The 26300-nt window shown below is 67.6% G+C and carries 21 protein-coding genes and 1 tRNA gene; 9 read left to right on the forward strand and 13 right to left on the reverse strand.

All coding sequences use genetic code 11. From position 1 onward, the window contains the following. Positions 1-28: 28 nt before the first annotated feature. The 3 genes from ACNH6H_RS04680 to ACNH6H_RS04690 are packed head-to-tail and all read right to left on the reverse strand — an operon-like array spanning position 29 to position 4452. Positions 29-664, reverse strand: coding sequence for a response regulator (locus ACNH6H_RS04680; protein ID WP_418316050.1), 636 nt, complete (start codon positions 662-664; stop codon positions 29-31). Continuing rightward, on the reverse strand, positions 664-1812 hold the full coding sequence (locus tag ACNH6H_RS04685) for a response regulator (RefSeq protein ID WP_418316052.1): 1149 nt from the start codon (positions 1810-1812) through the stop codon (positions 664-666). The genes ACNH6H_RS04680 and ACNH6H_RS04685 overlap by 1 nt, the downstream gene beginning before the upstream one ends. 57 nt (positions 1813-1869) lie before the next feature. Continuing rightward, positions 1870-4452 (reverse strand): ABC transporter permease, encoded by a 2583-nt coding sequence (locus ACNH6H_RS04690; protein WP_418316053.1) that lies wholly within the window; start codon positions 4450-4452, stop codon positions 1870-1872. Between the two features lie 137 nt (positions 4453-4589). On the opposite strand from ACNH6H_RS04690, the gene ACNH6H_RS04695 reads away from it, so the two are divergent. Then, positions 4590-5432, forward strand: coding sequence for a dioxygenase (locus ACNH6H_RS04695; protein ID WP_418316055.1), 843 nt, complete (start codon positions 4590-4592; stop codon positions 5430-5432). Here ACNH6H_RS04695 and ACNH6H_RS04700 read toward each other — a convergent pair. Then, positions 5393-6292: an alpha/beta fold hydrolase gene (locus ACNH6H_RS04700; protein WP_418316057.1), complete on the reverse strand. Its 900-nt coding sequence runs from the start codon at positions 6290-6292 to the stop codon at positions 5393-5395. The two genes, ACNH6H_RS04695 and ACNH6H_RS04700, sit on opposite strands and share 40 nt — an antisense overlap. Before the next feature lie 171 nt (positions 6293-6463). On the opposite strand from ACNH6H_RS04700, the gene ACNH6H_RS04705 reads away from it, so the two are divergent. After that, positions 6464-6835 carry a hypothetical protein gene (locus ACNH6H_RS04705; RefSeq protein WP_418316059.1) on the forward strand — a complete coding sequence of 124 codons (372 nt, stop codon included), beginning with the start codon at positions 6464-6466 and terminating at the stop codon, positions 6833-6835. Positions 6836-6852: 17 nt separating this feature from the next. On the opposite strand, the gene ACNH6H_RS04710 is transcribed toward ACNH6H_RS04705, so the two are convergent. From ACNH6H_RS04710 to ACNH6H_RS04720, 3 genes are all read right to left on the reverse strand, one after another. Next, the gene (locus ACNH6H_RS04710; RefSeq protein ID WP_418316060.1) at positions 6853-7905 is read right to left on the reverse strand and encodes an adenosine deaminase; all 1053 of its coding nucleotides are present in this window, start codon (positions 7903-7905) and stop codon (positions 6853-6855) included. Between the two features lie 103 nt (positions 7906-8008). Next, a complete protein-coding gene (locus tag ACNH6H_RS04715; RefSeq protein ID WP_418316061.1) occupies positions 8009-9322 on the reverse strand; it encodes an HD-GYP domain-containing protein in 1314 nt (437 codons plus the stop codon). Positions 9323-9433: 111 nt separating this feature from the next. Beyond that, positions 9434-10081: a c-type cytochrome gene (locus tag ACNH6H_RS04720; RefSeq protein ID WP_418316063.1), complete on the reverse strand. Its 648-nt coding sequence runs from the start codon at positions 10079-10081 to the stop codon at positions 9434-9436. Between the two features lie 84 nt (positions 10082-10165). Here ACNH6H_RS04720 and ACNH6H_RS04725 point away from each other — a divergent pair, with 84 nt between their 5' ends. The 6 genes from ACNH6H_RS04725 to ACNH6H_RS04750 all read left to right on the forward strand — a co-directional run bounded on the left by ACNH6H_RS04725 (position 10166) and on the right by ACNH6H_RS04750 (position 19535). Beyond that, positions 10166-11020, forward strand: a complete 855-nt coding sequence (locus ACNH6H_RS04725; RefSeq protein WP_418316065.1) for an AAA family ATPase — start codon at positions 10166-10168, stop codon at positions 11018-11020. Positions 11021-11038: 18 nt separating this feature from the next. After that, positions 11039-11638, forward strand: coding sequence for a GNAT family N-acetyltransferase (locus tag ACNH6H_RS04730; RefSeq protein ID WP_418316066.1), 600 nt, complete (start codon positions 11039-11041; stop codon positions 11636-11638). Between the two features lie 163 nt (positions 11639-11801). Continuing rightward, positions 11802-12986 (forward strand): vWA domain-containing protein, encoded by a 1185-nt coding sequence (locus ACNH6H_RS04735; RefSeq protein ID WP_418316067.1) that lies wholly within the window; start codon positions 11802-11804, stop codon positions 12984-12986. Then, on the forward strand, positions 12983-14842 hold the full coding sequence (locus ACNH6H_RS04740; RefSeq protein WP_418316069.1) for an autotransporter assembly complex protein TamA: 1860 nt from the start codon (positions 12983-12985) through the stop codon (positions 14840-14842). Before ACNH6H_RS04735 ends, ACNH6H_RS04740 begins: the two co-directional genes overlap by 4 nt. Positions 14843-14960: 118 nt before the next feature. Continuing rightward, a complete protein-coding gene (locus ACNH6H_RS04745) occupies positions 14961-19382 on the forward strand; it encodes a translocation/assembly module TamB domain-containing protein (protein ID WP_418316071.1) in 4422 nt (1473 codons plus the stop codon). Between the two features lie 77 nt (positions 19383-19459). Then, positions 19460-19535 (forward strand) — tRNA-Arg (locus tag ACNH6H_RS04750). A 145-nt stretch (positions 19536-19680) separates the two neighbouring features. On the opposite strand, the gene ACNH6H_RS04755 is transcribed toward ACNH6H_RS04750, so the two are convergent. The 6 genes from ACNH6H_RS04755 to imuA all read right to left on the reverse strand — a co-directional run bounded on the left by ACNH6H_RS04755 (position 19681) and on the right by imuA (position 25780). After that, positions 19681-20532: a class II aldolase/adducin family protein gene (locus tag ACNH6H_RS04755; RefSeq protein WP_418316072.1), complete on the reverse strand. Its 852-nt coding sequence runs from the start codon at positions 20530-20532 to the stop codon at positions 19681-19683. A 136-nt stretch (positions 20533-20668) separates the two neighbouring features. Beyond that, entirely contained in the window at positions 20669-21574 is a 906-nt protein-coding gene (locus ACNH6H_RS04760; RefSeq protein ID WP_418316073.1) for a LysR family transcriptional regulator, read from the reverse strand. Between the two features lie 136 nt (positions 21575-21710). Next, entirely contained in the window at positions 21711-21932 is a 222-nt protein-coding gene (locus ACNH6H_RS04765) for a glycine zipper 2TM domain-containing protein (RefSeq protein ID WP_418316075.1), read from the reverse strand. 117 nt (positions 21933-22049) lie between these two features. Continuing rightward, positions 22050-23225: a mechanosensitive ion channel family protein gene (locus ACNH6H_RS04770; RefSeq protein WP_418316077.1), complete on the reverse strand. Its 1176-nt coding sequence runs from the start codon at positions 23223-23225 to the stop codon at positions 22050-22052. 71 nt (positions 23226-23296) lie between these two features. Beyond that, positions 23297-24865, reverse strand: coding sequence for a Y-family DNA polymerase (locus ACNH6H_RS04775; RefSeq protein ID WP_418316079.1), 1569 nt, complete (start codon positions 24863-24865; stop codon positions 23297-23299). 9 nt (positions 24866-24874) lie between these two features. Further along, a complete protein-coding gene (gene imuA / locus ACNH6H_RS04780; RefSeq protein WP_418316081.1) occupies positions 24875-25780 on the reverse strand; it encodes a translesion DNA synthesis-associated protein ImuA in 906 nt (301 codons plus the stop codon). A gap of 102 nt (positions 25781-25882) precedes the next feature. On the opposite strand from imuA, the gene ACNH6H_RS04785 reads away from it, so the two are divergent. Further along, complete coding sequence (locus ACNH6H_RS04785) at positions 25883-26296, forward strand: YchJ family protein (RefSeq protein WP_418316082.1); 414 nt, start codon at positions 25883-25885, stop codon at positions 26294-26296. Positions 26297-26300: the final 4 nt, after the last annotated feature.

Raw genomic sequence — 26300 nt, forward strand, 5'->3', positions numbered from 1 at the left:
ATTCGCCCGTTGCCGATCGGTTCCGGGATCACTCTCCCACCAGGCCGTGGCGGATCGCGTAGACGGTCATCTCGGAGTTGTTCGTCAGCCCGAGTTTTTCCAGCACCCGCGCGCGATAGACGCTGACGGTTTTCGGGCTCAGCATCAGCTGCTCGGCGATGTCGGACAGCCGTTTGCCCGACGCGATCATCACCAGCGTCTGCAGTTCGCGGTCCGACAGCTTTTCATGCGCAACCTGGTCGGCCGGCGTCGTCAGACTCTCGACCAGCATCTGCGCGATCTCCGGCGTGACATATTTGCGGCCCTGTGAGACCGTGCGCACCGCCGAGACGATCAGCGCCGGATCGCCGCCCTTGTTGACATATCCGAAGGCGCCAGCCCGCAGCGCGCGGATCGCATACTGGTCTTCCGGATACATCGAGACGACCAGCACCTTGACCGGATTGCCCTCCTCCTTCAGCACATGCAGCACGTCGAGGCCGCTGCGTCCGGGCAGGTTGATGTCGAGCACCAGCACGTCGCAGCTGGCGCTGCGCAACAGGCTGCGCAGTTCGCCGTAGTCACCGGCCTCGCCGACGACCTCGATGTCCGGCGCATCGGACAAGGTATCGCGGATGCCGCGCCGGATCAGCGCATGGTCGTCGCAAAGCATCACTCGGATCATCAGTTTTCTCCCCAGCCGGTCGGGTCGAGGTTGTGGCTGCCCAGCATGCTCAGGTCGGGCACTGCCGACCGTTGCGCCACATCGTTCAACGGAATCGAGAGTATCAGCGTCGTGCCGGCGCTGCTGCTGCTCAGGTCGACCCAGCCCTCGACGGTACGGGCCCGCTCATGCAGGCCGCGGATGCCGAACGAGCGGTCCTTGCCGAGATCCTGCTGGCTGAGGCCGCGCCCGTTGTCGCTGATCTCGAGCGACAACACGCCGCCGGCATGTGCAAGGTCGATCTGCACCTTGCTCGCATTCGCATGTTTGCTGATGTTGGTCAGCGCCTCCTGCGCGGTGCGGTAGGCGACCAGCGGCACGCCGGCCGGCAGCACCGGCAGCCGTTCCGGCGTCCGGAGGGCACACGGCACGCCAGTGCGCCGCTCGAAGCGACCGGCCATCCACTGCAGCGCGGCCACCAGGCCCTGCTCGAGGATCGCCGGACGCAGGTTGTGCATGATGCGCTGGCTCGATTCGATCGCCGAGATCACCGTTTCCAGCGCCGATTCGGCACGCGCGCGCACCTCGGCCGACTCGCTGCGCCGGATCAGCCAGGCAAGGTCGAACTTGACCGCGGTCAGCGAGCCGCCAACGTCGTCATGGATTTCGCGCGCGATCGCAGTGCGTTCCAGTTCGATGCTGGTCTGCAGGTGCTGCGCGAGTTCGTGCAGCCGCTGCTTCGACGCATCGAGCTCGAGGTCGGCGCGCACCCGCGCCTTGCGCATCAGGTTGGCATCGACCGCTCTGAGCAGTGCCGGCGCGAGCCGCGTCAGGTTGCTTTTCAACAGGTAGTCGCTGGCGCCGTTGCGCATCGCCTCGACCGCGGTTTCCTCGCCGATTTCGCCGGAAACGAGGATGAACGGCACCTCGCCGCCCTGGGCCCGCCACAGGTCGAGCGCGACCAGCCCGGAAAAACCGGGCAGGTTGTAGTCGGAAATGATCGCATCCCACGGCTGCTGCACGGCGCGCAGGAATGCCGCCTCGCCATCGACGCGAAGCGAAATGGGATCGATGCCGCCACGGCGCAGCTGCGCGAGCATCAACTCATGGTCGAGCTCGCTGTCTTCCAAGTGCAGAATCCGCAACGGCCGTATCACCTGATGTTCCATCAGCGAGGAGTATGCCGCGCAGCCGACCTCCGGGCGACGAGATGGCCGCCGATTCGCCTATTCGGCAGCCATCCGCAGCGTCGTCACGACCGGCCGGCGCAGCACCTCGCGCAGCCCCCACCAACCGGCCGCCAGCGCCAGCAGTGCGCCTGCAATGCCACCGAGCACCGGCACCCATGGCGAGGCGTTCCAGCTGAACTCGAAGACATAACGCGCCAGCGCCCAGCCGACCGCCGCCGCCGCCAGCGATGCCAGCACGCCGGCCAGCGCGCCGATGCCGAGCAATTCGGCGCGCTGCACCTTGGCCAGCAGGCTGCCGCTGGCGCCGAGCGCACGCATCACGGCAAATTCACGCGCCCGTGCCTCACGGGTCGCGGTGACAGCGGCGAACAACACGACCAGACCGGCGGCCAGCGTGAAGCCGAACAGGAATTCGACCGCGCGGATCACCTGGTCGAGGATGCGCTGCACCTGCGCAATCGACGCCGAGACGTCGACATTGGTGATGTTCGGGAATTCACGCGTCAGCCGGTTGTCGAAACTGGCAGTCGGCGCCGCATCCGCCGGCGCGGCCGGCGCGCGGAACGCGGCGATGTAGCTGATCGGCACATCGGTCAACTGCGCGGTCGGGAACATCACGAAAAAATTGACGCGCATCGAGGCCCAGTCGACCTTGCGCAGGCTGGTGATGCGGCCCTCGACGAGCTGGCCGGCAATGTCGAAACGCAAGGTGTCGCCGAGTTTGAGCCCCAGCGTCTCGGCCAGCCCTTCCTCGACACTGATCGCCCCCGGCTCTTCGGCGACCCAGCGGCCGCCGACGATCGTGTTGTGTTCGGGTTGTTGCGCCGCGTGGCTGAGGTTGAATTCGCGCTCGACCAGTCGGCGGGCCCGCTCGTCCGATTGTTGGTCGCCCTGCACCGCCTCGCCGTTGACCGCGACCAGCCGGCCGCGGATCATCGGGTACCAGTCGTAGCGGGTCACGCCGTCGGCCGCAAGCCGGGCGCGGAAGGCCTCGCCCTGGTCCGGCTGGATATTGATCACGAAGCGGTTCGGCGCATCCGGTGGTGTCGCCTGGCGCCAGCTGCCGATCAGGTCGGTGCGCAGCAGCACCAGCAGCACCAGCGCCAGCAGGCCGACGCTGAGCGCCGAGACCTGCAGCACCGCAAACGCCGGACGGGCGGCGATCTGCCGGGTCGCCAGCACCAGCCAGCGCGGCGCACGCGATTCGGGAACCGCGCGACGCAGCAGGCTGACCGCGGCCCAGCTGAGCAATGCGAAGAAGCCGACTGCAGCGGCAAAACCGCCAACCGCGATCAGGCCGAGTTTCAGGTCCGACGACACCGCCATCAGCAATGCGACGAATCCGAGCAGCCCTGCGCCGAGCACCGCCAGCGACGCCGGCTTGATCGCGCCGACGTCACGGCGGATCACCCGCAACGGCGGCACGCGCGCCAGTTGCAGCACCGGCGGCAGCCCGAATCCGACCAGCAGCGTCAGGCCGACACCGATGCCGAACAGCGCCGGCCAGAAGGTGGCTGCCGGCAAGGCGGATTCGACCAGGCCGGACAGCAGCCAGACGAAGACATGGTGCACCGCAAAGCCGGCTCCGACGCCGAGCAGGCTGGCCAGCAAACCAACCAGGCCGAATTCGATCAGGTATTGCCAGGCGATCTGCCGCTGCGACTGGCCGAGCACCCGCAGCATTGCGCAATCGTCGAGGTGGCGGCTGGCAAAGTCGCGCGATGCGATCGCCACCGCCACGGCGGCAAGCAATGCCGCCAGCAGCGCCACCAGATTGAGAAATTTTTCGGCCCGGTCGAGCGTCTGCCGCATCTCGGGCCGCCCGGACGCCATCGACTCGAGCCGAGCGCCGCGCAGCTTGCCGGATTTCAGCTCGACTTCGGCCCATTCGGTGAAGCGGCGGACGACCCGGTCGTCATTGGCCGGTGATGCAACGGCCAGCCGGTAGCTGACGCGGCTGGCCGGCTGGATCAGCCCGGTCGCCGGCAGATCGGCCTGGTTCAGCATCACCCGCGGCGAAAAACTCATGAAACCGGCACCGCGGTCGGGTTCGATCAGGATCGCACGGGCAATCTGCAGCCGGCTGTCGCCGAGCAGCAGCGGATCGCCGACGCGCAGCCCGAGCGCGTCGAGCAGGCCGGGGTCGACCCAGACCGTGCCTCGCTGCGGCGCACCCTTGACCGCCACGCCTTCGCCGCCGGTGCCGGCGGACAACTGCAGCTTGCCGCGCAGCGGATAGTTGTCGCTGACCGCCTTCACCGCGACCAGCCGGGTCGCGCCACCCTGTGCGACATCGGCGCGGCCCATGCTCGGAAAACTGGTCGAGGTGGCCACCTGCAGCCCGAGTGATTGCGCCTTCTCGGCAAACTGCGCTGGCGCCGGCTTGTCGCTCGACAGGATCGCGTCGCCGCCCATCAGCTGGCGGGCATCGCGGGCCAGGCCGGTATTCAGCCGGTCGGCAAAAAATCCGACCGCGGTCAATGCGGCAACCGCCAGCGTCACCGCGACGATCAGCAGCCGCAGCTCGCCGGCACGGAAGTCGCGCCTGAGCTGCTGCCAGGCCAGGCGCCAGACCGAAACCTTCAACACCGATACCGGATGGGCTGCCTCGACATTCATCGGCGCGACCTTACACGAAGGCTGCCAACCCACGCCGGACTGGGGCCGCTGCGGACGCAGCCGGCAGCGGCAAAATCTGCAGCCAGCATGCAAATCGACAGAATCCGCCGAGCGCCAGACGCAGGCCCAATCGTCAGATGACATCCGCTGCCCAGACCGTACCCGCGCTGTTCGTCTCCCACGGCTCGCCGATGATCGCGCTCGAACCCGGCGCGGCCGGTGCGTTTTTGCAGGCGCTTGGTGAGCGCTGGCGGGCCCGTTTCGGCGCGCCGGCGGCAATCGTCAGCATCTCCGCCCACACCTCGGCTCGCGTGCCGGTGATGCTGGCGGCCGCCCGGCACCAGGCGATCCACGATTTCGGCCCGTTCGATCCGCGGCTGTTCGAGATGCGCTACGACGCACCGGGCGCGCCGGCGCTGGGGAAGCGGGTTGCCGCGCTGCTCGGCGACGCCGGCCTGGCCGTTCAGCAGCTTGACCAGGGCGGGCTCGACCATGGCGCCTGGACGGCGTTGCGCTACCTGTTCCCGCAGGCCGAAATTCCAGTATTGCCGCTCGCCTTCGTGCCGAGTCAGCCGCCGCAGGCGCAATTCGATCTCGGCCAGGCGCTGGCGCCGCTGCGCGACGACAACGTGATGGTGCTCGGCAGCGGCAGCATCACGCACAACCTGCAACGCGTTTTCGCCGGCGGCATCCGCGCCGATCCCGATCGGCCGGAGATCCCGCAAAGCCGCGCCTTTCGCGACTGGTTTGCCGAGCGCAGCGCACAGCGCGACTGGACGGCGCTGTTCGACTACCGCCGGCAGGCGCCGCATGCCGTCGACATGCATCCGAGCGACGAACACCTGCTGCCGTGGTATGTCGCAGCCGGCGCTGGCGGCGCCGATGCCGCACCGCTGCGGCTGCACGACAGCGTCACCTATGGCGCGCTCGGCATGGATGCCTATGCCTTCGGTGCAGCGGCGGCATTGCTCGCCGACTGAATCGGCGCGCCGGCGGCGAGCGTTGCCGCCAATGTCTCGTTGAATGCCGCAGCGTCCTCGAACTGGACCCAGTGACCGGCGCCGGGCAGCATGGCCAGCGAGCGGAAATCGGGCGCGCGTTGCAATGCGTCGTCGATCAGGCCCATCCTGCCCTCGTAAAGCCGGTCGGCGCCACCCCAGATGCCGGACAACGGGCAGCCGATCCGCGGCAGCAGCTGCCAGATCGCATCGGTATGGGCCAGCCGGCGGCGCGGCATCCGGTCGCGGACGATGTTGGTGTCGTGCAGCCAGACCACCAGTTCATCGACCGACTCGTCGCGCGCGAGCATCATCTGCCGCAGGTTGTAGCGGTGCAGCCGATTCCGTTCTTCGCCGGCCGGCAGATGCACCCACTGACGCAGGCCGAGCCTGGAGACCGGTTCGACGCTGAGCGCCGGTGCACCGGCCAGCACCAGCTGGCGCAGCCGCCGCGGCTGCGCAGCGGCAAGAAAGCTGGCAACGATGCCGCCAAACGAAAACGCGACAACATCGCAGGCTGCATCGCCGATCAGTTGCTGCAGCCCGTCTTCGATCAACGGCGCGATCGCATCGGCATCCTCGCCGGTCACCGGACGCTCGGATGCGCCGAAACCCGGCAGGTCCGGCGCCAGCACGCAGCGCCCGGCGTCGACCAGCGCGCCGATGTTGCGCACCCAGTGGGTCCAGCTGCCGGCTCCGCCGTGCAGCAGCAACGTGGTCTGCGCCCCGCTGCCCCAGCGATGCCAGCGGATGTTCGCGCCAGCGCAAACGGTATCGATCCGCTGCGCGGCGGCTTCGACGGCGGCCACATCGGCCGGTGATTGAATCTGGATGGGCAGCATCGGCGGCTCTGCAAAAAACAGCGTCAGTATGCCTTCGGCACCGCATGAGCCGGGGCCGAAAGATGCGTCCGGCGAGACTGCCGCACCTTGCCCGATGCTGCCGGCATTGCAAGCCGGCGCGTGTCTTTGCCTTAAAGTTCGTTCCGCAAACCCCGACCCGGAGACTGACCGATGTTGCTGTTGATCTGGGCGATCGCGCTGCTGTGCATCGGCCTGTGGTCACTCGCCTGCTGGGGCATCGCCCACCTGCTGGCGATGCAGCCCGCCGATTTCCAGGATCTGAAATCGCTGGCCGACCAATGGCCTTACCGTGACGAACTCGACCGCTGGCTGCCCGGCTGGCAGACGCTGCTGCAGTTTCTGCTCGATCTGGCCCAGGGCCTGCTGGCCGGGCTCAGCAATGCCGCGCCGTGGCTGGTCTGGACGCTGTGGGCGATCGGCGCCGGGTTGGCGCTGCTGGTCGCCGGCCTGTTGACGGCGGCGGTGCTGCTGTTGCGCAAGGACGGCAACAAGCCGCCGCCGGCGCTGCCGTCGCCACGCTGACGGCGGCCGATGCGACTTCAGGCGTCGGCAAAGACCCGGTCCAGTGCCTCGACCCACGGCCGCCGCGCGGCTTCGTCGACGAAGCTCGCGCGGAAGCTGTTCAGCGCCAGCAGGTAGGCCTCGCGCGCACCGAGCTGCGGCAGCGCGGCGAAGGTTTCGGTGAAATTCTGGTTGATGTAGCCGCCGAAATAGGCCGGGTCGTCGGAATTGATCGTCGCGATCAAGCCGGCATCGAGCAGCGCCGGCAGCTGATGCTCGGCCATCGTCTTGTAGACACACAGCTTGACATTCGACAACGGACAGACCGTCAGCGGCACCTGCTCTTTTGCCAGCCGCTTCATCAGGTCCGGATCCTCGATGCTGCGAACGCCATGGTCGATGCGTTCGACTTGCAGCAGATCGAGTGCATTCCAGACATAGGCCGGCGGCCCCTCCTCGCCGGCATGGGCGACCAGCCGCAGCCCGAGGTCGCGGCAGCGGGCGAAGACGCGGGCGAATTTTTCCGGCGGATGGCCGCGTTCGCTGCTGTCGAGGCCGACGCCGGTGATGCGGTCGCGAAACGGCAGCGCCTGCTCGAGTGTCTCGAATGCGGCCTCTTCGCTGAGATGGCGAAGAAAACACATGATCAACGCCGAACTGATGCCGAGCTCGCGCTGCGCCGTGGCACAGGCCCGGCTCAACCCGTCGATCACCGTCTCGAATGCGACGCCGCGATCGGTGTGGGTCTGCGGATCGAAAAACAGCTCGGCATGGACGACGTTGTCGGCGACCGCACGCTCGAAATAGGCCATCGCCATGTCGAAGAAATCCTGCTCCTTCAGCAGCACGCTGGCGCCGGCGTAATAGATGTCGAGAAAACTCTGCAGGTCGGTGAAGGCATATGCCGCGCGCAGGCTTTCGACATCCGGGTATGCGAGTTCGACGCCATTGCGCTGCGCCAGCGCGAAGATCAGTTCGGGCTCGAGCGAGCCCTCGATGTGGATGTGCAGCTCGGCCTTCGGCATCGAGCGCAGCAGCGCCGGCAGCGCGGCGCGGTCGATCTTGTCGAAGTCGATGTCCGGTTGACTCATGGGGTCAGCTTTCGAAAGGATGGAGCCCCTCACCGGGCGGCGAGGCGGCGGTCTGCGAGGTCGGTTCGGTCCGATTGTCGCAGGCCGGCAACCCGCACTGGCCTCAGCCGCGGCCCATCTTGCGCAGCAGGTCTGCGCTCGCCCACAGGCTCTCGAGGTGCGGGAAATTCCAGACCTTGTTCGATTCGCGACCGCTGATGCGGTCGGTGCAAGCCGGATCGCTGAGGTCCAGCACCTCGAGCCGGATCGGCAGCCGGGTCCGCGCCGAAAAGAACACCTTGACCTTCGGCCGGGTGATCGCCGCCGGGCTCTGCTCGATCACCACCGCGAGCCGCTCGGATTCCATTCGCACCAGCGAACCGATCGGATAGATGCCCATGCTTCGCACGAAGGCCTGGAAGATCTCGTCGTCGAAATGCCCGTTGCGCCACGACGCCATCTTGCCGATCGATTCGGACGGATCCCATGCCGCCTTGTACGGCCGATTCGACGTGATCGCGTCGTAGACATCGCAGACCGCGCCCATCTTCGCGAGCCGACTGATGCGGTCTCCGGTCAGGCCATGCGGATAACCCTTGCCGTCGACGCGTTCATGGTGGTGCAAGCAGACATCGAGCACGCCGTCGGTGACGTCGCCGAGCGAGCGATCGACCTCGACCACCTTGGCCAGCAGCATTGCGTGGCCGCGCTCGGGGTGGCTGCGCATCAGCGCAAATTCGTCGTCGGTCAGCTTGCCGGGTTTCGACAACACATCGAGCGGCATCGCGACCTTGCCCATGTCGTGCAACAGCCCGGCCATGCCGGCTTCGCGCGCAGCGTCGAAGCCGAGGTTCATCTGCCGTGCCAGCGCGACCATCAGCGCACAGACCGCGACCGAATGCATGTAGGTGTAGTCGTCGTGGGTCTTCAGCCGCGCCAGGCTCAGCATCGCATCCGGATGGCGCCAGACCGACGACGTGACCTCGTTGACGAGGTCGGCACAGCCGCTGACATCGGGCGTCTTGCCCATCCGCGCCTCGGCAAACAGCGAGGTGACGAGCTGCTTTGCCTGTCCGACCAGTTCGCCGGCACGTTGTGCCTCGGCGGCGAACGAGTCTGGCACCGGCGGCGGCCGCTGCGCAACGGCATCATCGCCGCCGGGTGGTGGCGACGACAAGCCCGGGCCGTACGCCGCTGAATCTGCGCGATGTCCGGCCCGCAGTGGCGCGGCCCCGGCCGGCCGCGACTCGGCAACGTCCAGACCCTTGGCCGCGTCGATCCAGCATTCCTGCACACCGCTGCTGCGCAGCTTGTGCAGGTCGGCCGGGTCGCTGAGGATGAACTGGGTTTTCCAGAACGGATGTTCCAGCCATGCGCCGCACAGGGACTGCAGGTGCATGCCAAGGCGCACTTGGTCAACCCGGATTTTTTTCAGCATCGTGCGGCGGATTTCGACCTCCCGCCGCCCAACTGTAGGCCGCCCGAAGCCGGGGCGGACACAAAAAAGCCGCTGCAGGCAGCGGCTTTGTGCTGATTTCAGCGGCGCGGATCAGCGAAAACGCGATTCCGGCACGGTGCGCAGGTCGCCGTCGAGCGAAGCCAGGTACTTGGAGATCTTTTTCAGTTCGGACAGCGTATAGAGCTTCGCCATGCCGGCCATGATCGCGTTGTTGCGGCCGATCAGCCGGTTGTTGCTGGTGTGGTAGGCCTTCAGCGCGACATACAGGTAGTCGGCATGCTGGCCGGCGATCTTCGGATAACTCGGGTCGATCGGCTTGTTGTAGTCCTCGCCGTGGCACGACGCACAGTTGGCCTTCTTCAGCAGCTCGGCCACTTCGGGCGACGGCTGCGCCGGCTTGCCGGCATTCTGCGGCGCCTTGCCGTGGCCTTCGTAGAAGGCCGCCAGATCGGCCATGTCCTGCTCGCTCAGGCTCTGCGCGATCGCGTCCATCGTCGGGTGCTTGCGGTCACCCTTCTTGTAGGCTTCGAGCGACGCGACGATGTATTTCGCGTTCTGCCCGCTGATCATCGGCACCTTGTGGACCTCGGGAAAACTCGCCTGGTAGCCAGGGATGCCATGGCATCCGATGCACATGGCGGCCTTCTTCTCGCCGGCCTGCGCATCCTGCGCGAACGCCGGCTGTGCAAATACATGAAAAGAGGCGATGGCGGCGGCAGTCAGGATCAGTTTGTTCATGAAGGTCGGGGCGGGCCTTGGGGACAACCTTCGATTATAGGGGCCCGCTTATACTGGTTTGCCCGAGAACGCAGATCGACGCCCATGAAGTTTCAAGGATCGGACAACTACGTCGCCACCGACGACCTGATGCTGGCAGTCAATGCAGCCATCCGGCTGCAGCGCCCGCTGCTTGTCAAGGGCGAACCCGGCACCGGCAAGACGATGCTTGCCGAGGAGGTCGCACAGGCGCTCGACATGCCGTTGCTGCAATGGCACATCAAGAGCACGACGAAGGCGCAGCAGGGCCTGTACGAATACGACGCGGTGAGTCGGCTGCGCGACAGCCAGCTGGCCGGCATCGAGGGTTCGGAACGCGTCCGCGACATTCACAACTACATCGTCAAGGGCGTGTTGTGGCAGGCCTTCACCGCCGACAAGCCGGTGGTGCTGCTGATCGACGAGATCGACAAGGCCGACATCGAATTCCCGAACGACCTGCTGCGCGAGATCGACCGGATGGAGTTCTACGTCTACGAGACGCGCGAACTGGTGCGCGCCGCGCACCGGCCGCTGGTCTTCATCACGTCGAACAACGAGAAGGAACTGCCAGATGCCTTCTTGCGCCGCTGTTTCTTCCACTACATCCGTTTTCCCGATGCCGAGACGATGGGCAGCATCGTCGAGGTCCACTTCCCCGGCCTGCGCAAGGAACTGCTCGGCGCGGCGCTGAAGCGCTTCTACGAGGTGCGCAACCTGCCCGGGCTGAAGAAGAAGCCGTCAACCTCCGAGCTGCTCGACTGGCTGAAGCTGCTGGTCGCCGAGGACATTCCGCTCGACGTGCTGCAGAGCAAGGACGAGAAGGTCAGCGTGCCGCCGCTGGTCGGCGCGCTGCTGAAAAACGAGCAGGACGTCAGCCTGTTCGAGAAGCTCGTCTTCATGCAAAAACACAACCGCTGAGCGCAGCGCGGAGGCGAAATGGTGTCGCCGTTCACCACTCCGACCAGCCTGCGCGGCAGCCATGCCTCGCTGGTGCCGCTCGAGGCCGCCCATGCCGAAGGCCTGGCCGAAGCGAGCGCCGACGGCGAACTGTGGAAACTCTGGTACACCGCGGTGCCGTCGCCGGAAGGGATGGCAGCGGAGATCGAGCGTCGGCTCGGGCTGCGCGAGGCCGGCACGATGCTGCCATTCACCGTGCTCGATACCAACGAGCGGCCGGTCGGCATGACGACCTTCATGAACATCGATGCGGCGAACCGCCGTGTCGAGATCGGCAGCACCTGGTATGCACGGCGCGTGCAGCGCAGCGCGGTCAATACCGAATGCAAGCTGATGCTGCTGACCCATGCATTCGACACGCTCGACTGCATCGCGGTCGAGTTCCGCACCCACTTCTTCAACCGCCAGAGCCGGCGCGGCATCGAGCGGCTCGGTGCGAAGCTCGACGGCATCCTGCGCAGCCACCAGCTCGGCGCCGACGGCAGTCTGCGCGACACCTGCGTCTACAGCATCATCCGCAGCGAGTGGCCGGCAGTGCGCACGCACCTGCGCTGGCAGCTCGAGCAGCCGCGGGCCTGAAGCGGGCGACTCGCGGCAGCCCTTCGCGATCCGCCTCCCGCATGGCCGAGCATTCCGTTCAAACGGTCGGCCGAGTGATACTCGGCAGCGTTGTACGTTTTATCCGCCGGTGCGATGGAACCGCTACCCTCGGTGCGTATCCATCCTGAACCCCGCCTTCGTGATGCTGATCAATTTTTTCTTCACCCTGCGCGCTGCCAAGCTGAAGGTCTCCGTGAAGGAGTACCTGATGCTGCTCGAGGCCTTGCAGGCCGGCGTCATCGATGACGGCGGCGGGCCGTCGGTCGACAAGTTCTACTACCTCGCCCGCACCTCGCTGGTCAAGGACGAGGCGCAGTTCGACAAGTTCGACCGTGCATTCGCCGCCTATTTCAAGGGTGTCGAGCTGCTCGCCGATTTCAGCCAGGACATCCCGCTTGACTGGCTGCAGAAAAAACTCGAGCTCGAACTGAGCCCTGAGGACAAGGCGAAGATCGAGAAGATGGGCTGGGACGAACTGATGGAAACCCTGAAGAAGCGGTTCGAGGAACAGAAACACCGCCACGAAGGCGGCAGCCGGATGATCGGCACCGGCGGCACCAGCCCGTTCGGCGCCTACGGCTACAACCCGCAGGGCATCCGCATCGGCCAGGACCGCGGCCGCAACCGCAGCGCCGTGAAGGTCTGGGACCAGCGCCAGTTCAAGGACTACGACGACAACCTCGAACTCGGCACCCGCAACATCAAGGTCGCGCTGCGCCGGCTGCGCCGCTTCGCGCGCGAGGGTTCGGCAGAGGAACTCGACCTCGACGACACGATCCGCAGCACCGCGGCCAATGCCGGCTACCTCGACATCAAGATGGTTCCGGAGCGCCACAACAAGGTCAAGGTGCTGCTGCTGATGGATGTCGGCGGCACGATGGACGAACACATCCACCGTGTCGAGGAACTGTTCAGCGCCGCGAAGGCCGAATTCAAGCACCTCGAGTTCTACTATTTCCACAACTGCGTCTACGACTTCATGTGGCGCAACAACCGCCGCCGCTACAGCGAGAAATTCAGCACCTGGGACGTGATCCGCAAATACAACAAGGACTACAAGCTGATCTTCGTCGGCGATGCGACGATGAGCCCCTACGAGATCCTGCAACCCGGGGGCAGCGTCGAATACAACAACGAGGAAGCCGGTGCCGAGTGGCTGCAACGGCTGACCCACGCCTTTCCGAAATTTGCCTGGATCAACCCCGAACCGCAGGGCGTCTGGGGTTATCGCCAAAGCATCGCGGTGGTCCAGCAGTTGATGAACCAGCGCATGTTCCCACTGACCCTGCAAGGGCTCGAAGGCGCGATGCGAATGCTCAGCAAATGAGCCGCATCTGCCGCGCCCTGCTCACCGCCTGCGTGATGCTGGCGCTCGGCGGCTGCTCGTCGCTGCCATGGAGCAAGAAAAAGGACGAGGCCGCGCCGGCGGCGCAGCAGCCGCAGAAACTGCGCGAGATGTACCACCTGAAGGTGGTGGCCCCGTCGGACCAGGAAGACCTGCTCAGCGAATACCTCGACCTCGCGCGCTTTCGCCGTGCACCCGAATCGGAGGCGATCACGCCGGCCGAACTCGACCGGCTGATCGCCGGCGCGCCGGCGCAGGCGCGCAGCCTGGTCGAAACCCAGGGTTATTTCAATTCGCAAGCGAGTGCGCGTCGCGACGGCGTCGCCAAGGACGGCCTGCCGCAGGTGGTGGTCACGCTGGAACCCGGGCCGCGAACCATCGTCCGCGAAGTCGAGCTGGAGGCAAAAGGCCATCTGAAGGAGGCGGCGCAGGCCAACGATCCGCTGGCACGGGCAACGATCGCCGAGATGCGCAGCCAATGGAAACTCAAACCCGGCGAGCCGTTCACGCAATCGGCATGGGACGGCGCCAAGGGCGACGCATTGACGGTGCTGCGCATCGACGGCTACCCGACCGCCAACTGGGAGACCACGTCGGCGCGAATCGACGCCGATCGCAACAGCGCGTCGCTGTACGGGCTGGCTGACAGCGGCCCGCTGTTCCACTTCGGCGAGATTCGCGTCGAGGGGCTGCAGAACTACCGCGAATCCGACGTGATCAACCTCGCGACTTTCAGGCCCGGCCAGCGCTACAGCGAAAAGGCGCTGCTCGACACGCAGGACCGGCTGCTGCGCAGCGGGCTGTTCGAAGGCGCTGTCGTCGCGATCGAACCGGATGCGGCATTCGCGGCTGCCGCGCCGGTGACCGCGCGGGTGCGCGAACAACCGCTGCAGCAGGTCACGCTCGGCGTCGGTTATGCCGATCAGACCGGCGAGCGGATCACGGTGGAGCATACGCATCGGCGCGTCTTCGGCCGCACCTTCTTCGGCCACCAGTGGACGTCGAAGAACAAGATCGAACTCGGCCGTGTCAACCAGTCGTGGCAGGGCGACCTCAGCTCGCACCCGCTGCCCGGCGGCTGGCGCAACCTGATCGGCGGCAGCCTGAGCAAGGAAGAAGCCGCCGGCACGATCACCGAGGCGGCCAAGCTGCGGATCGGTCGGGCCGTCGAGACCGAACGCATCGACCGCCTGATCTACCTCGAGATGCAGCAGGCGAGCGCCGAGACGGCGGGCACCACGCTGCGCAGCCGCGCGCTGTCGGGCAACTACCACTGGATCTGGCGCGACCTCGACGATGTGCTGCTGCCGACCAAGGGCTGGGCCGCAAACATCGAAAGCGCGGTCGGATATGCCTGGGCCGACGCGCTGGAAAATGGCTCGTTCGGCCGGCTGAAGGGCCGGCTGACCGGCTTCCGCCCGATCGGCAGCACCTGGTTCGGCAGCGCGCGGCTCGAGCTCGCCCAGGTCTTCGCCGGCGACCGGGTCGGCGTGCCGGACACCCTGCTGTTCCGCGCCGGCGGCGACGACTCGGTGCGCGGTTATGCCTACCGCAGCCTCGGCCCACTGCTGAACGGCGCGGTGTCGAGCGGGCGGGTGCTGATGACCGCCAGCGGCGAAGTCGCGCGACCGGTCAGCCGCAAATTGCCGCAGGTCTGGTGGGCGCTGTTCGTCGACGCCGGCCACGCCGCCGACAAATGGGGCCAGTTGCGCCCGGTGTTCGGTTACGGCACCGGCGTGCGTTATCGCAGCCCGGTCGGGCCGTTGCGGCTCGACCTCGCCTACGCCGAGGAATTGCGCAAATTCCGCTTCCACCTGAGTGTCGGCGTCGCTTTCTGACGGCAGCGCAGACAGGAGACCCGCCATCGCAACCGAGCCGCCAACACCCGCACCGCAGCAGCCCGCCGGCAAGCCGGCCGCGCCGCGGCGCAGCCGCGGCCGGCGTCTGCGCCGCGGCTTGTTGTGGCTGATCGCCGTCGTGCTGCTGCTGGTGATCGCGGTGCCGGTCGGCCTGTGGCTCGGGCTGCGCTCGGAGGCTGGCAGTTCGTGGCTGCTCGGCCAGGTGCCTGGGTTGACGTTGAAGGGAGTCAAGGGCTCGCTGCTCGGCGACTTCTCGGCCGACCGCCTCGAACTGAAGATCGGCGCGAATGGCCGGCTGATCCTGATCGAGCCGGCCTGGCAGGACTTGCGCATCAGGCGTTCACCGCTCGACGGCCATTGGGTCGCCGTCGACATCGAAAAGCTCAGTGCGCGCGCCGCCGAACTGATTCCGGACGACACGCCGAAGAAGGACGAGCCGCTGACCGCGCCCGAGCACCTGAAACTGCCGCTGACGGTGAAGATCGATGCGCTCGACATCGGCGAATTCCGCACTGCCGCACTCGGCGACAAGCCGGTGCGCGATCTGCGCGGCAGCATCGATCTGGCGGCCGATTCGGGCAGGCAGCACCAGGTGCAAATCGACAACGTCGAATGGGACCAGTTCCGCGTGAAGGGTTCGCTGAAGGTCGGCAGCGACGGCGAAATGGTGCTCGACAGCCAGTTGCAGCTCGGCCCGTCCGGTGCGGCAACGGCGGCAACGGAGTCTGCGATTCCGTTCGACGACTGGGTTGCGCGGCTGGCGCTGAATGGCCCGCTGCGCAAGCCGACCCTCGATGCCAGCGCCAGCGGCGATGGCCGCGAGCTGCTGCAGGCGCAGGCGGTGCTGCAGCCATTCGAGCCGTGGCCGCTGGCCGACCTCGAGGCGCGCACGAAAGACCTCGACCTCGCGATGTTCAGCAGCGAGCTGCCGAAAACCGCGCTGACTGGCTCGGCCAAGGTCGAGACGGCCGGGCTCGACAAGCCGGCCAAAGCCGACATCCGGCTCGCCAACCGCGAGGCCGGCATGTGGAACGCTAAGCGGCTGCCGTTGCGCGAGCTGCAGCTCGATCTGCAGGCTCGGCCCGATGCGCCGCAGGTTGCGAGTATCCGCCGCTTTGTTGCCGAACTCGGCTCGGCCAGCCTGCCGGCTGGCCGCATCAGCGGCAAAGGCGAATTCGACCAGGGCAAATTCAGCGTCGAGGCGGTGCTCGACAAGCTGCTGCCTGCGCGTCTCGATGCGCGCGCACCGGTGATGAGCTTGTCCGGCCCGATCAATGTCGACGGCCGGCTGCCGGCGGCCGCGGCTGCCGGCGGCCCGGCACCGACCGGCGACGATGCAATGCTGCACGTCGACACGCGGGCCAAGTTGCGCGGCAGCATCGACATCGCCGCCGAGGCGGAAGCCTTTGGCAAGCCGGCACAGAAAACCGGAACCGCGGCCGGCAGCACCAGCCGCAGCCTCGCAGTCGACCTCGACGCGGCAATGCGCAGCGGTCCGGCCGGCCAGCTGCAGCTCGATATCAAGCAGGCGCAGATCGACGCCGCCGGTGCCGATGTCCGCATCGACGGCAAGCTGAGGCGCGACGAGGCCGATGCGCCGTTGCGTGTCGATGCCGAACTGCGGATGAAGGAGTTCGACCCTCGGCCGTGGCTGCCAAGCGCCGATGCCGCCGGCTGGCGGCGCGGCCGCAGCCGGATCAATGCGACTGCCGATGTCGACCTGCAACTGTTGCCGCAGCCAGCCGCGGCCAGCGAGAAGAAGCCATCGGCAGCCGGCTCGGCCGATCCGGTGCGGCAAGGCCTCGCCGCGCTCGACGCGGTGCTCGCGACGCTGCGTGGCAAGGCGGCGCTGACGCTGCAGCCGAGCCAGTTTGCCGGCATCGCGATCGAGGGCCAGGCCGGATTGAATGTCGATGGCGCGATTCCCGGCCCCGGCATCGCAGCTGCCGACGTCGCATTGCGCAGCGGCAGCAACCGCGTGAAGGCCGCCTTGCGCACCCGGGCCGACCGTCCGGCGGCCGACCGGCTCGAACTCGACATCGACGCGCCGGCGCTGGGCGAACTGGCCGATGCGGCACGCCTGCTCGGCCTGCCGGCAGGCGGCGTCGCGAAGGGCGGCGCCAAGCCGGCCGCACCGGCGCTGGCTGGCAGCGTGACGGCGAAGGCGGAAGTGAACGGCCGCTGGCCGTCGCTGCGCACCGATGGCCGCCTCGCCGCGCGCGGGCTGAAGATTCCCGATCTGTCGGTCACGCGGGCCGATGTCGACTGGAAGCTCGGCACCAGCCCCGATTCGCCGGTCGATTTGAAGGCAGACATCGCTGGCCTGGTCACCGCCGCGGCAGCGGTCGAACGGGCCGACCTGAAGCTGTCGGGCACCGCCCGCGAGCACCGGATCGAACTGAGCGCCGACAGCAGCATGTTGCCGCCGGCCTGGACCGATGCGCTGACCGGAGCAACGACCGCTGTGGCGAAGGCCGGCAAGCCGGCGGCAATCCCGACCGGCGGGCCGGCGCCGACCAGTGCACGGCTGCGCGCCAGCGGCGGGCTGCTCGACGTCACCGGCATCACCGCGCGCAATGCCGTGCCGTCGGCCAATGGCTGGCGCGGCCGCATCGACGAACTGCGGCTGCGCAGCGGCGCCAACCCCGACGCTGCGCTGGCGGTTCGCGGCGACGACCTCGGCCTGACGACGCGCTGGTCCGGCGCCGCACCGACGCTGAGCCTGCAACCGGGCCGCCTCGAGATGCAGGCCGGCCCGACCGTCGCGACCTTGCGCTGGAGCCGTGTCGAGGTGCAGGCCGGCGCGCCGGCCGCAAAGGGCCGGGCCGCCGTGCCGCCAAGAATCGACGTCGAGGCGACGCTCGATCCGATCGCGGTGGCGCCGCTGCTGGCGCGATTCCAGCCTGATTTCGGCTGGGGCGGCGATCTTCGTGTTGGTGGCGCTTTTTCGGTGCGCAGCAATCCGGCGCTGCGTGCCGATATCGTGATCGACCGCAAGAGCGGTGACCTCAGCGTCACCGAAGGCACCAATGTGCAGCAACTGGGCCTGAGCGACCTGCGCGTCGCACTCGACGCCCGCGACGGCGTCTGGAATACGACCTTGGCGCTCGCCGGCTCGACGCTCGGTGTCGCCTCCGGCGCGCTGGTCGCGCGCACCGGCTCGCCAACCGCCTGGCCCGATGCCGGCACGCCGCTCGAAGGCGTCGTCGAGTTGCGGGTCGAAAAACTCTCGACCTGGGGGCCGTGGGTGCCGACCGGCTGGCGGCTCGACGGCAGCCTGCACACCAGTGCCAGCTTCGGCGGACGCATCGGCGCTCCCGAAATCACCGGTCAGCTGCGCGGCAGCAACATCACCGCGCGCAATTTTGTAGAAGGCGTCAACGTCACCGACGGCCAGATCGCGGTGACGCTGAAAGGCGAAACCGCCCGCATCGAGACCTTCACCGCACGCGCCGGCGACGGCACCGTGTCGCTGACGGGCAATGCCCAGCTCGGCGCAACGCCGAAAGCCAATCTGCGACTGAAGGCGGATCGCTTCCAGCTGCTCGGCCGCGTCGATCGCCGGATCGTCGCCAGCGGCCAGGGCGAACTGAACCTCGGCGAGAAGAAGATCGCGCTCGACGGCAAGTTCAAGGTCGACGAAGGGCTGATCGATTTCACCCGCGGCGGCGCGCCCAGCCTTTCGGACGATGTCACGGTGATCCGCGCCGAGCGCGGCCCGGACGGCAAGATCATTGAGGTCAAGTCGCGCAGCGGCGACGAGAAGCCGCCGCCGAAGGAACCGAAGAAGCAGTCGGCCGCAGCGCGTGCGCTGGCGCTCGACCTGCGCGTCGACCTCGGCAGCAACCTGCGGCTGAAGGGCCGCGGTCTGAATACCGGCCTGAAAGGCGAACTGCACGTGACATCGCCGGGCGGCAATCTGGCGGTCAACGGCACGGTGTCGACGGTCGATGGCGTGTTCAAGGCCTACGGACAGAATCTGAAGATCGACCGCGGCAGCGTGATTTTTATCGGGCCGGTCGACAACCCGCGGCTCGACATCCAGGCGGTGCGCGGCGACACCAACACCGACGTGACGGTCGGCGTGCGCGTCACCGGCAATGTCGCGAACCTGCGCATCAAGCTGTTCTCCGAACCCGAGATGTCGGAGATCGACAAGCTGTCGATGCTGGTGCTCGGCCGCGCGACCGAAGGCACCGGCCGCGCCGAGACGGCGCTGCTGCAGCGCGCGGCGTTTGCGCTGCTCGCCGGCGACGGCGAAAGCACGACCGACAAGGTCAGCCGCGCACTCGGCCTCGACGAGTTGTCGCTGCGCCAGACCGATGGCGAAGTCAAGGAGACGGTGGTCAGCCTCGGCAAGCAGATCTCGGACAAGGTCTATGTCGGCTATGAACGCGGGCTGAACGCCACCGCCGGCAGCTGGCAGTTGATCTACCGGCTGGCCCAACGCTTCACGCTGCGCGCGCAGGCCGGTTATGAAAATTCGGTCGACCTGATCTGGACCTGGCGCTGGCGTTGAGGCGCGCGTTTGCGGAGTGCGCCGCAAGCCATGCGAAAATCCGCGTCGCCAATGCAGCCGAAACCGGCGCATGCACCGCGGCTGTAGCTCAGTGGATAGAGCATCTCCCTCCTAAGGAGAGGGTCGCAGGTTCGATTCCTGCCAGCCGCGCCATAGGCAAACGCCCCTGGCTTTCGATCGCTTGACCCACCGACCGGGGCTTTGGTTGGTGCAGTCTGGACAGACTGAACAGGCTGAACAAGAACACGGGCCCAGCCGGGCCCGCGGAGCGCGCACTGTGAGCGCGCGGCGGCAGCCCTTACTCGAACATGTCCGGCTGGCTCTTCGAGATGTGGTCGTAGATCGTCTGGAAGTGCAGCCAGCCGATGTACTCCGAGCCGACGTGTTCGCGGCTGTAGCGCGAGCGCTCCGGCGACACCATCACCGGCTTGTGGCCGGTGGCTTCGACCAGCAGCTGCTGGCGGCAGCAGCGCTCGAGCGCGATGAACCAGAAGGCGGCGGCCTCGATGCTGTGGCGGCTCGCGGTCAGCAGACCGTGGTTCTGGTGGATCGCGGCCTTGACGCCCTTGAACCAGTCGCAGACCGCCATGCCGGCGCTCTCTTCGACGGCAACCTGGCCGGCCTCGTCCTTGATCACGACGTGGTCCTCGAAGAATGCGGCGGCATCCTGCGAGATCGGATCGAGCGGACGGCCGAGCGCGGCGAATGCGGTGCCGTAGACGGTGTGCGCGTGGCACATCGACAGGATGTCCGGATGCGCTTCATGCACCGCGGCATGCAGCACGAAGCCGGCACGGTTCAACGCATAGGCGCCCTCGACGACCTTGCCCTTGTGGTCGGCCAGGATCAGGTTCGAGACCTTGACCTGGTTGAAATGGACACACATCGGATTCGTCCAGTACAGCTCCGGGAATTCCGGGTCGCGGATCGTCAGGTGGCCGGCAAAGCCATAGTCGAAACCCTCCATGCCGAAGGCGCGGCAGGCGGCGACCAGGCGCTCCTTGCGGTGCTGGCGCTCCTCGGCAAAGGTCGCGAACTCGGGCTCGATCGGGAAGATCAGCCCTTCCTGCTTCGGCTGATAGATCGAAACCGAACGGCGGACCGGTGCGGGGGCGACGGTGGTGGCGATGCGTTCCGGGTTGGCGGCCATGGTGGTGTCTTTCGTGTCGATGGTTCGGAATGACGCAACGATAGACGCCTACGGCCGATCGATCCAGGGCCTGCAGGCAATAAAACCTATCACGGCTGGCAATAAATCGCCGCCGCCGCGGCGCAGCAATCCGTCGTCAACGCTGCCAGGGCGGGCTGCGGAAGGCTTCGGCAAAGTGGTCAACAAAAGCCCGCACTCGCGGCACCAGCTTGCGCTCGGGCAGAAAGACGGCATGGATCGCGGTGTCGTCCTCGGCTTGGTAGTCCGACAGCAGCGCGACCAGCCGACCATCGGCAATAGCCGGCAGCGCCAGGTGTTCGGCCAGCCGCATGATGCCGACGCCGCCGACGCACATCTGGAACAGCGTCGAGCCGTCGCTGCTGCGGAAATTGCCGCGCACCGCGATTTCCTCGCGTTGCCTGCCGATCTGGAACGGCCAGCGGTTCAGCCGCTCCATCGACGACTGCCACATCAGGCAGTTGTGACGTGCCAGCCCCTGCGGCGTCACCGGCGAGCCGTGGCTTGCGATATAGGCCGGTGAAGCGACGACGATGCGTTGCAGCTTGCACAGGGTGCGGCTCATCAGCGTCGAGTCGTGCAGCCGGCCCATCCGCACCGCGACGTCGAAATTGTCTTCGAGCAGATTTGCCAGCGTATCCGACAGCGCCAGGTGCATCGTGATCTTCGGATAGGCCTGCAGGAATGCCGGCAGCAGCGGCACCACCTGGTCCATGCCGAAGGCCAGTGGCGCTGTGGCACGCAATTCACCGGTCGGCTCGTCGGAGCGGACCTGGCCTTCGGCTTCCTCCAGCTCCTCGAGGATGCGCCGGCACGATGCGAGAAACTGCACGCCTTCGCTGGTCTGCCGCTGGGTGCGCGTCGAACGGTGCAACAACTGCACGCCGAGGCGGCGTTCGAGGCCGGTGATCGTCTGGCTGACGAAGGGCTGGCTGACGCCGAGCAGGTGGGCCGCGGCGGTGAAGCCGCCGGCTTCGCAGACGGCCTTGAAGACCCGCATCTCGAGCAACCGGTCGTCTTTCATCGCGCGCCTTGAAAGTCCTGATCGAAAAATGCACCCGCTGCATTTTCCATCGGCCGCGCGTGGTCCGGACGCAGATCGGCCCGGGGCCACCAAGAGGCAGCCCCGGGCCGAGTCGGCAGCAGGATGGTCGGGGCGCTTATTTGCGCTTGCCGACTTCGTTGCCGACCACGCCACCGACGGCCGCACCGCCGACGGTGCCGAGCGCGCTGCCGTTGCTGAGCACCGAACCGGCAACGCCACCGATGGCGGCGCCTGCGGCGGTGGCCTTGTCACGATGTGTCATGTTCGAGCAGGCGCTCAACGACACGGCGGACACGACGAGCACGGCGATCGAGGAAACTCGGGTCAGGTTGTTCATGGCGGACTCCTTGTGGCTCTGGACGATGGCTTCAGCATCGACCCGATGCGCCGCGGCTTCAATCATCCGCTGCCGGGTTCGCCCGTCGGCGCAGTCCGACAGTGCGAGGCCGAGCGGTCAGCGATGGTCCTTCAGGCGCTCGGCCTCGCGGCTTTTCGGCGTTTCCATCTCGGTGGCGCCACCGGTGGCATCGGGTTTGTCGGCCTGCGGCTTCGCGGTCGGTGGCGGTGCCGGCGCGCGGTCGATCTTCGCTTCGGCGCGCTGCAGCGGCAGGTATTGCGGGTATTCGCGCTGGATGAAATCGATCAGGTATTCGCGCACATGGCAGCGCAGGTCCCAGGCGGCCGGCGCCGATGCCGCCGTGACGAGGCAACGCAGCTGCATCGAATGCTGGTCGGTCTCGGTGACCTGCAGCAGTGCAAAACGCTTGTCCCAGTGCTCGGACATCTCGACCGCTCGCTTCAATGCATCGCGCAGCGGCTGCAGCGGCATCCGGTAGTCGACCCAGAGGTACACGGTGCCGATCAGTTCGGCGCTCTGCCGGGTCCAGTTCTGGAACGGTTTTTCGATCCAGTACTGCAGCGGCACGATCAGCCGGCGCTGGTCCCAGATCCGCACGACGACATAGGTGCCGGTAATCTCCTCGATCACACCCCATTCGTTTTCGACGATCACGACGTCGTCGATGCGGATCGGCTGCGACAGGCCGATCTGCAGACCGGCGATCAGGTTCCCGAGCACCGGCCGCGCGGCAAAGCCGGCGACGATGCCGACGACGCCGGCCGATGCGAGCAGGCTGGCACCAACCTGACGCACCGCCGGAAAACTCATCAGCGCGAGCGAGGCGCCGATCAGCACGACCAGGCCGAGCACGATGCGCGACAACACCTGGGTCTGGGTCTGGATGCGCCGCGCATCGAGGTTGTCGGCCTCGGTCACTGGATGGGCCTCGATCACCGCATCGGCTGCGCCGCTGACCGCATTGGCAAACAGCCAGGTCAGCGCGCCGATCAGCAACAGGCCGCTGATCCGTTCGACATTGCCGAGCCAGACGAGGTCGCCGGGCGCCTGGTTCCATACCGAGTTGAGCGCCAGCAGGTACAGCAGAAAACGCGCCGGCGAGCGCACCGCGACGGCAAGTTTGCTGGCCATCAGCGACGAGCGGGCGGCGCGCTGGATCACGCGGTTGCCGATCCGGAAGATGATCTCGGCGATCAGCAGTGCGATCAGTGCCGCGCCGAGCGTCGGCAGCCAGGCGGCGAGGGCAGGAGGTATCCAGGTCGGCATGTTCATGTCAGCAATGGAGCAGGATCCGGGCCGCTTGTTCCATCCGATTGACTGGGCGGCCTCTGCTGGCGCACCGATCAGGCAAAACGGCCGTGCAAAAACCAGCCGGGCTGCTCGTTGGCCGACACGGCGACCTCATCATGCTCGTCGAGCGAACGTGGTGGCAAGCGGCCACGGTAGATCCAGACCAGGGAACCATCGGCCGCCTGGGCGATGAAATAATCGCGTTCGGCCAGTCCCTGGTCCCACCATCCGGCCTCGATGCGTTCGGGGCCGCACAGCAGCTGCAGCGGCTGGCCGTCGAGCAGCGGCCGGCGCTCGCGTTCAGCCAGCGGCTCGGCCTGCGCGAGCAGCCACACCGGCTGCTGCAAACCGGCGCCGGTGGCACCCTGCCCTTCGACGCTGCGCACGGCGCGCGGCATCGCAGAACCTCCGTGTTGGCCGTCGAACGGCAGCAGCATGCTGGCGCGTTCGGGCCGGTGGTCGGCAATGCCGACCAGCCGCTGCACCTGGTCACCGCCGAGCCTGGATTGCAGGCGCTCGACCAGCCTGACCAGGCCTTCGCGCTCGTTGCGGGCAGTCGGGAACAGTTCGCCGTTCGGCGGCGGGCGCTGCACCAGTTCATCACACAGCAGCTGCAGTTCCAGCGTCGGCGCGGCAAGCTTCAGCTGCGCCAGCCGTTCGCGCAACAGCAGTTGCAGGTGGTCGACATCGCACGAGGCTTCGGTCAGCGCGATCTCGAGTTCGCTGAGCGGCGGCGTATCGATGTCGCTGCGGTGCCGCCGCTCGTGCAGCATCTGCAGCCTGAAGCGGCCGACCCGGGCCTGCTGCGCCAGCGCCCAGACGACCAGCCGGTTCAACAGCATCCGGGCGCCGGCCAGCACCTGCTCGGTGGTATCGGCGCGGGCCAGCAGTTCGAGCCGGCCGCTGAAGCGCTCCGCCAGGACGATCGGCTGGCGCGGGTCGGGGCGGCGCCCGGTCGCGCGATCGATCTCGTGCAGCAAGGCCTCACCGAAGCGGCGCGCCACGCCGGATCTCGGCAGGCGACGCAGTTCGCCGATCGTGCGCAGGCCGACCGATTGCAGCACCTCCTGCTGGGCCGGGCCATCGGCCAGCAGCGCCACCGGAGCAGCGTCGAGCCGGCGGTTGCTGGCCTGCAGATCGGTGCACAGCAAACCGTCCCCGCTGGCGCAGAAATCGGCCGTTGCCAACCGGGCGAGCAGCGCCGCCGCCTGCGCCGTCGGTGCACTGGCGAGGCGGACCTGGTGGCCGAGCGGCTGCAGCAGGTCGCGCAGCCGCTGCAGCAGCCGCGCGAAGCCGCCGAAATAACGCAGGCTCGGCTGCACCTCGAGCAGAACCGTCTGCGGCGGATCGCAACAGACCATCGGCGTGAAGGCGAGCGCCGCATGCGCGACCGCCTGCAGCGCCAGCGCATCGCGTGCCGGATCGGCCTGCGCCAGCACCAGCTGCGGCGCCAGCGCCAGCGCGGTGGCCCGTTTCAGGCCCGGCCGCACCCCCAGCGCCGCTGCAGAGCGGTTGGCATGGACGACGCGATGGGCGTCGACGACGACCAGCGCCTCATCGGGCGCAAGGCTGGCCACCGTCTCGAGCGACAGCAGCGGCAGGTACAGGCCGATCCACAACATCAAACGGACTCAACGGCTCGCGGCCGGCCGTTCGAGGTTGATGAAGGTTGCGGTGTGCAGTGTCGACGCCGCCGCCCCCGTCGCGGCGGCAACCCGGCCCGCCGTCGCGATGCCGGCGCGGGCGCGCTGCGTTGCACTGCCCGACAGCACCGGCGGCAGATCGAGCTGCAGCGTGGTCTCGAGCGGCGGGCCACGGCGCTTCAGCAGCCGCAGGCGCAAGGTATCGGCGCCACCCGGGCGCAACGCCAGCCGCAGCGGCGCGGCGGTCGGCCGCTGGCTGGCCTCGGGTTCGCGCATCACGAAGGCCGGGCCGTCGTGCGCCTGCGCCGCCAGCTGCAGCCGGCGCAGCCGCTCGGCGCGCAAACGCGGCGGCAGCCACGCGACGATCGCGCCGACATGGCCGCTTTTCAACGCCTGCTCGAGTGCCCACAGGCTGTCGGCGCCGGGGACCACCCGGGTGCGGGTCTGCACGACCAGCAGTTGGTCGAGATCGAAACCGAGCTGGGCAAAACCCTGCGCCGACAACCTGGCCGGCGGGTCGAACAGCATCACCGGCCGGCCGCCACGCTGCGTCGCGACCAGGCTCGGCGCGAGCAGGCGGATCTCGCCGATGCCGGGATGGGCCAGCAGCAATTCGCTCAGCACCCGGCGCGGCCAGCCGCCGCCAGGCAATTCCGCATCGAGCTGCGGAAAACCGCTGGCCAGCGGCTGGTCGACCTGGCGGCCGAGCTGGTGACCAAGCCACAGCGCCGGATGCAGCGATTCCGGCACCGGCGGCGCCCGACCGGCCGCTGCTGCACCCCGGGCCGGCGCGCCCTGCGCCGGCCGCGCCCGCGCCGCCACCGGCCCGGACGGGGCAGCGGCGGCAAGCGCCGAGGTCGGCGCGGCAGAGGTGATGGGGGGCAGCGGGGTCATGTGAGGACTGTATTTTCATACAGTATCCGATGCAAGCGGAAAAAGACCCGTCGATCGTGTTCAGATCCGGGTGCCGCCCCCGGCCGTGCCAAGATCACGACCATGCCCCGCGCCGCCCCCAGCACCCCGCCCGCACTCCGCTGCCCCTGCGGCGCCGCCCGACCCTATGCCCACTGCTGCGGCGTCTGGCACAGCGGCCCGCAGGCGCTGCAGGCGCCCGATGCCGAGGCGCTGATGCGGTCACGCTACAGCGCCTATGTGCTCGGCCTGAGCGACTATCTGCTCGAAACCTGGCATCCGAGCACCCGTCCGACAAGCCTCGATGCCGACCCGCCGGGCCTGCGCTGGCTGGGCCTCGACGTCCGCGCCGCCACAACCACCGACACCGACCACGCGACGGTCGAATTTGTCGCCCGCAGCAAACTCGGCGGCCGCGCCCAGCGGATGCACGAAATCAGCCGTTTCGTGCGCGAGGATGGGCGCTGGTATTACCTCGACGCATTGGGCGGAGGCTGACAGT

Source organism: Pseudideonella sakaiensis, assembly GCF_048320135.1.
In the GTDB taxonomy this organism is placed as follows: domain Bacteria; phylum Pseudomonadota; class Gammaproteobacteria; order Burkholderiales; family Burkholderiaceae_C; genus Ideonella_A; species Ideonella_A sakaiensis_A.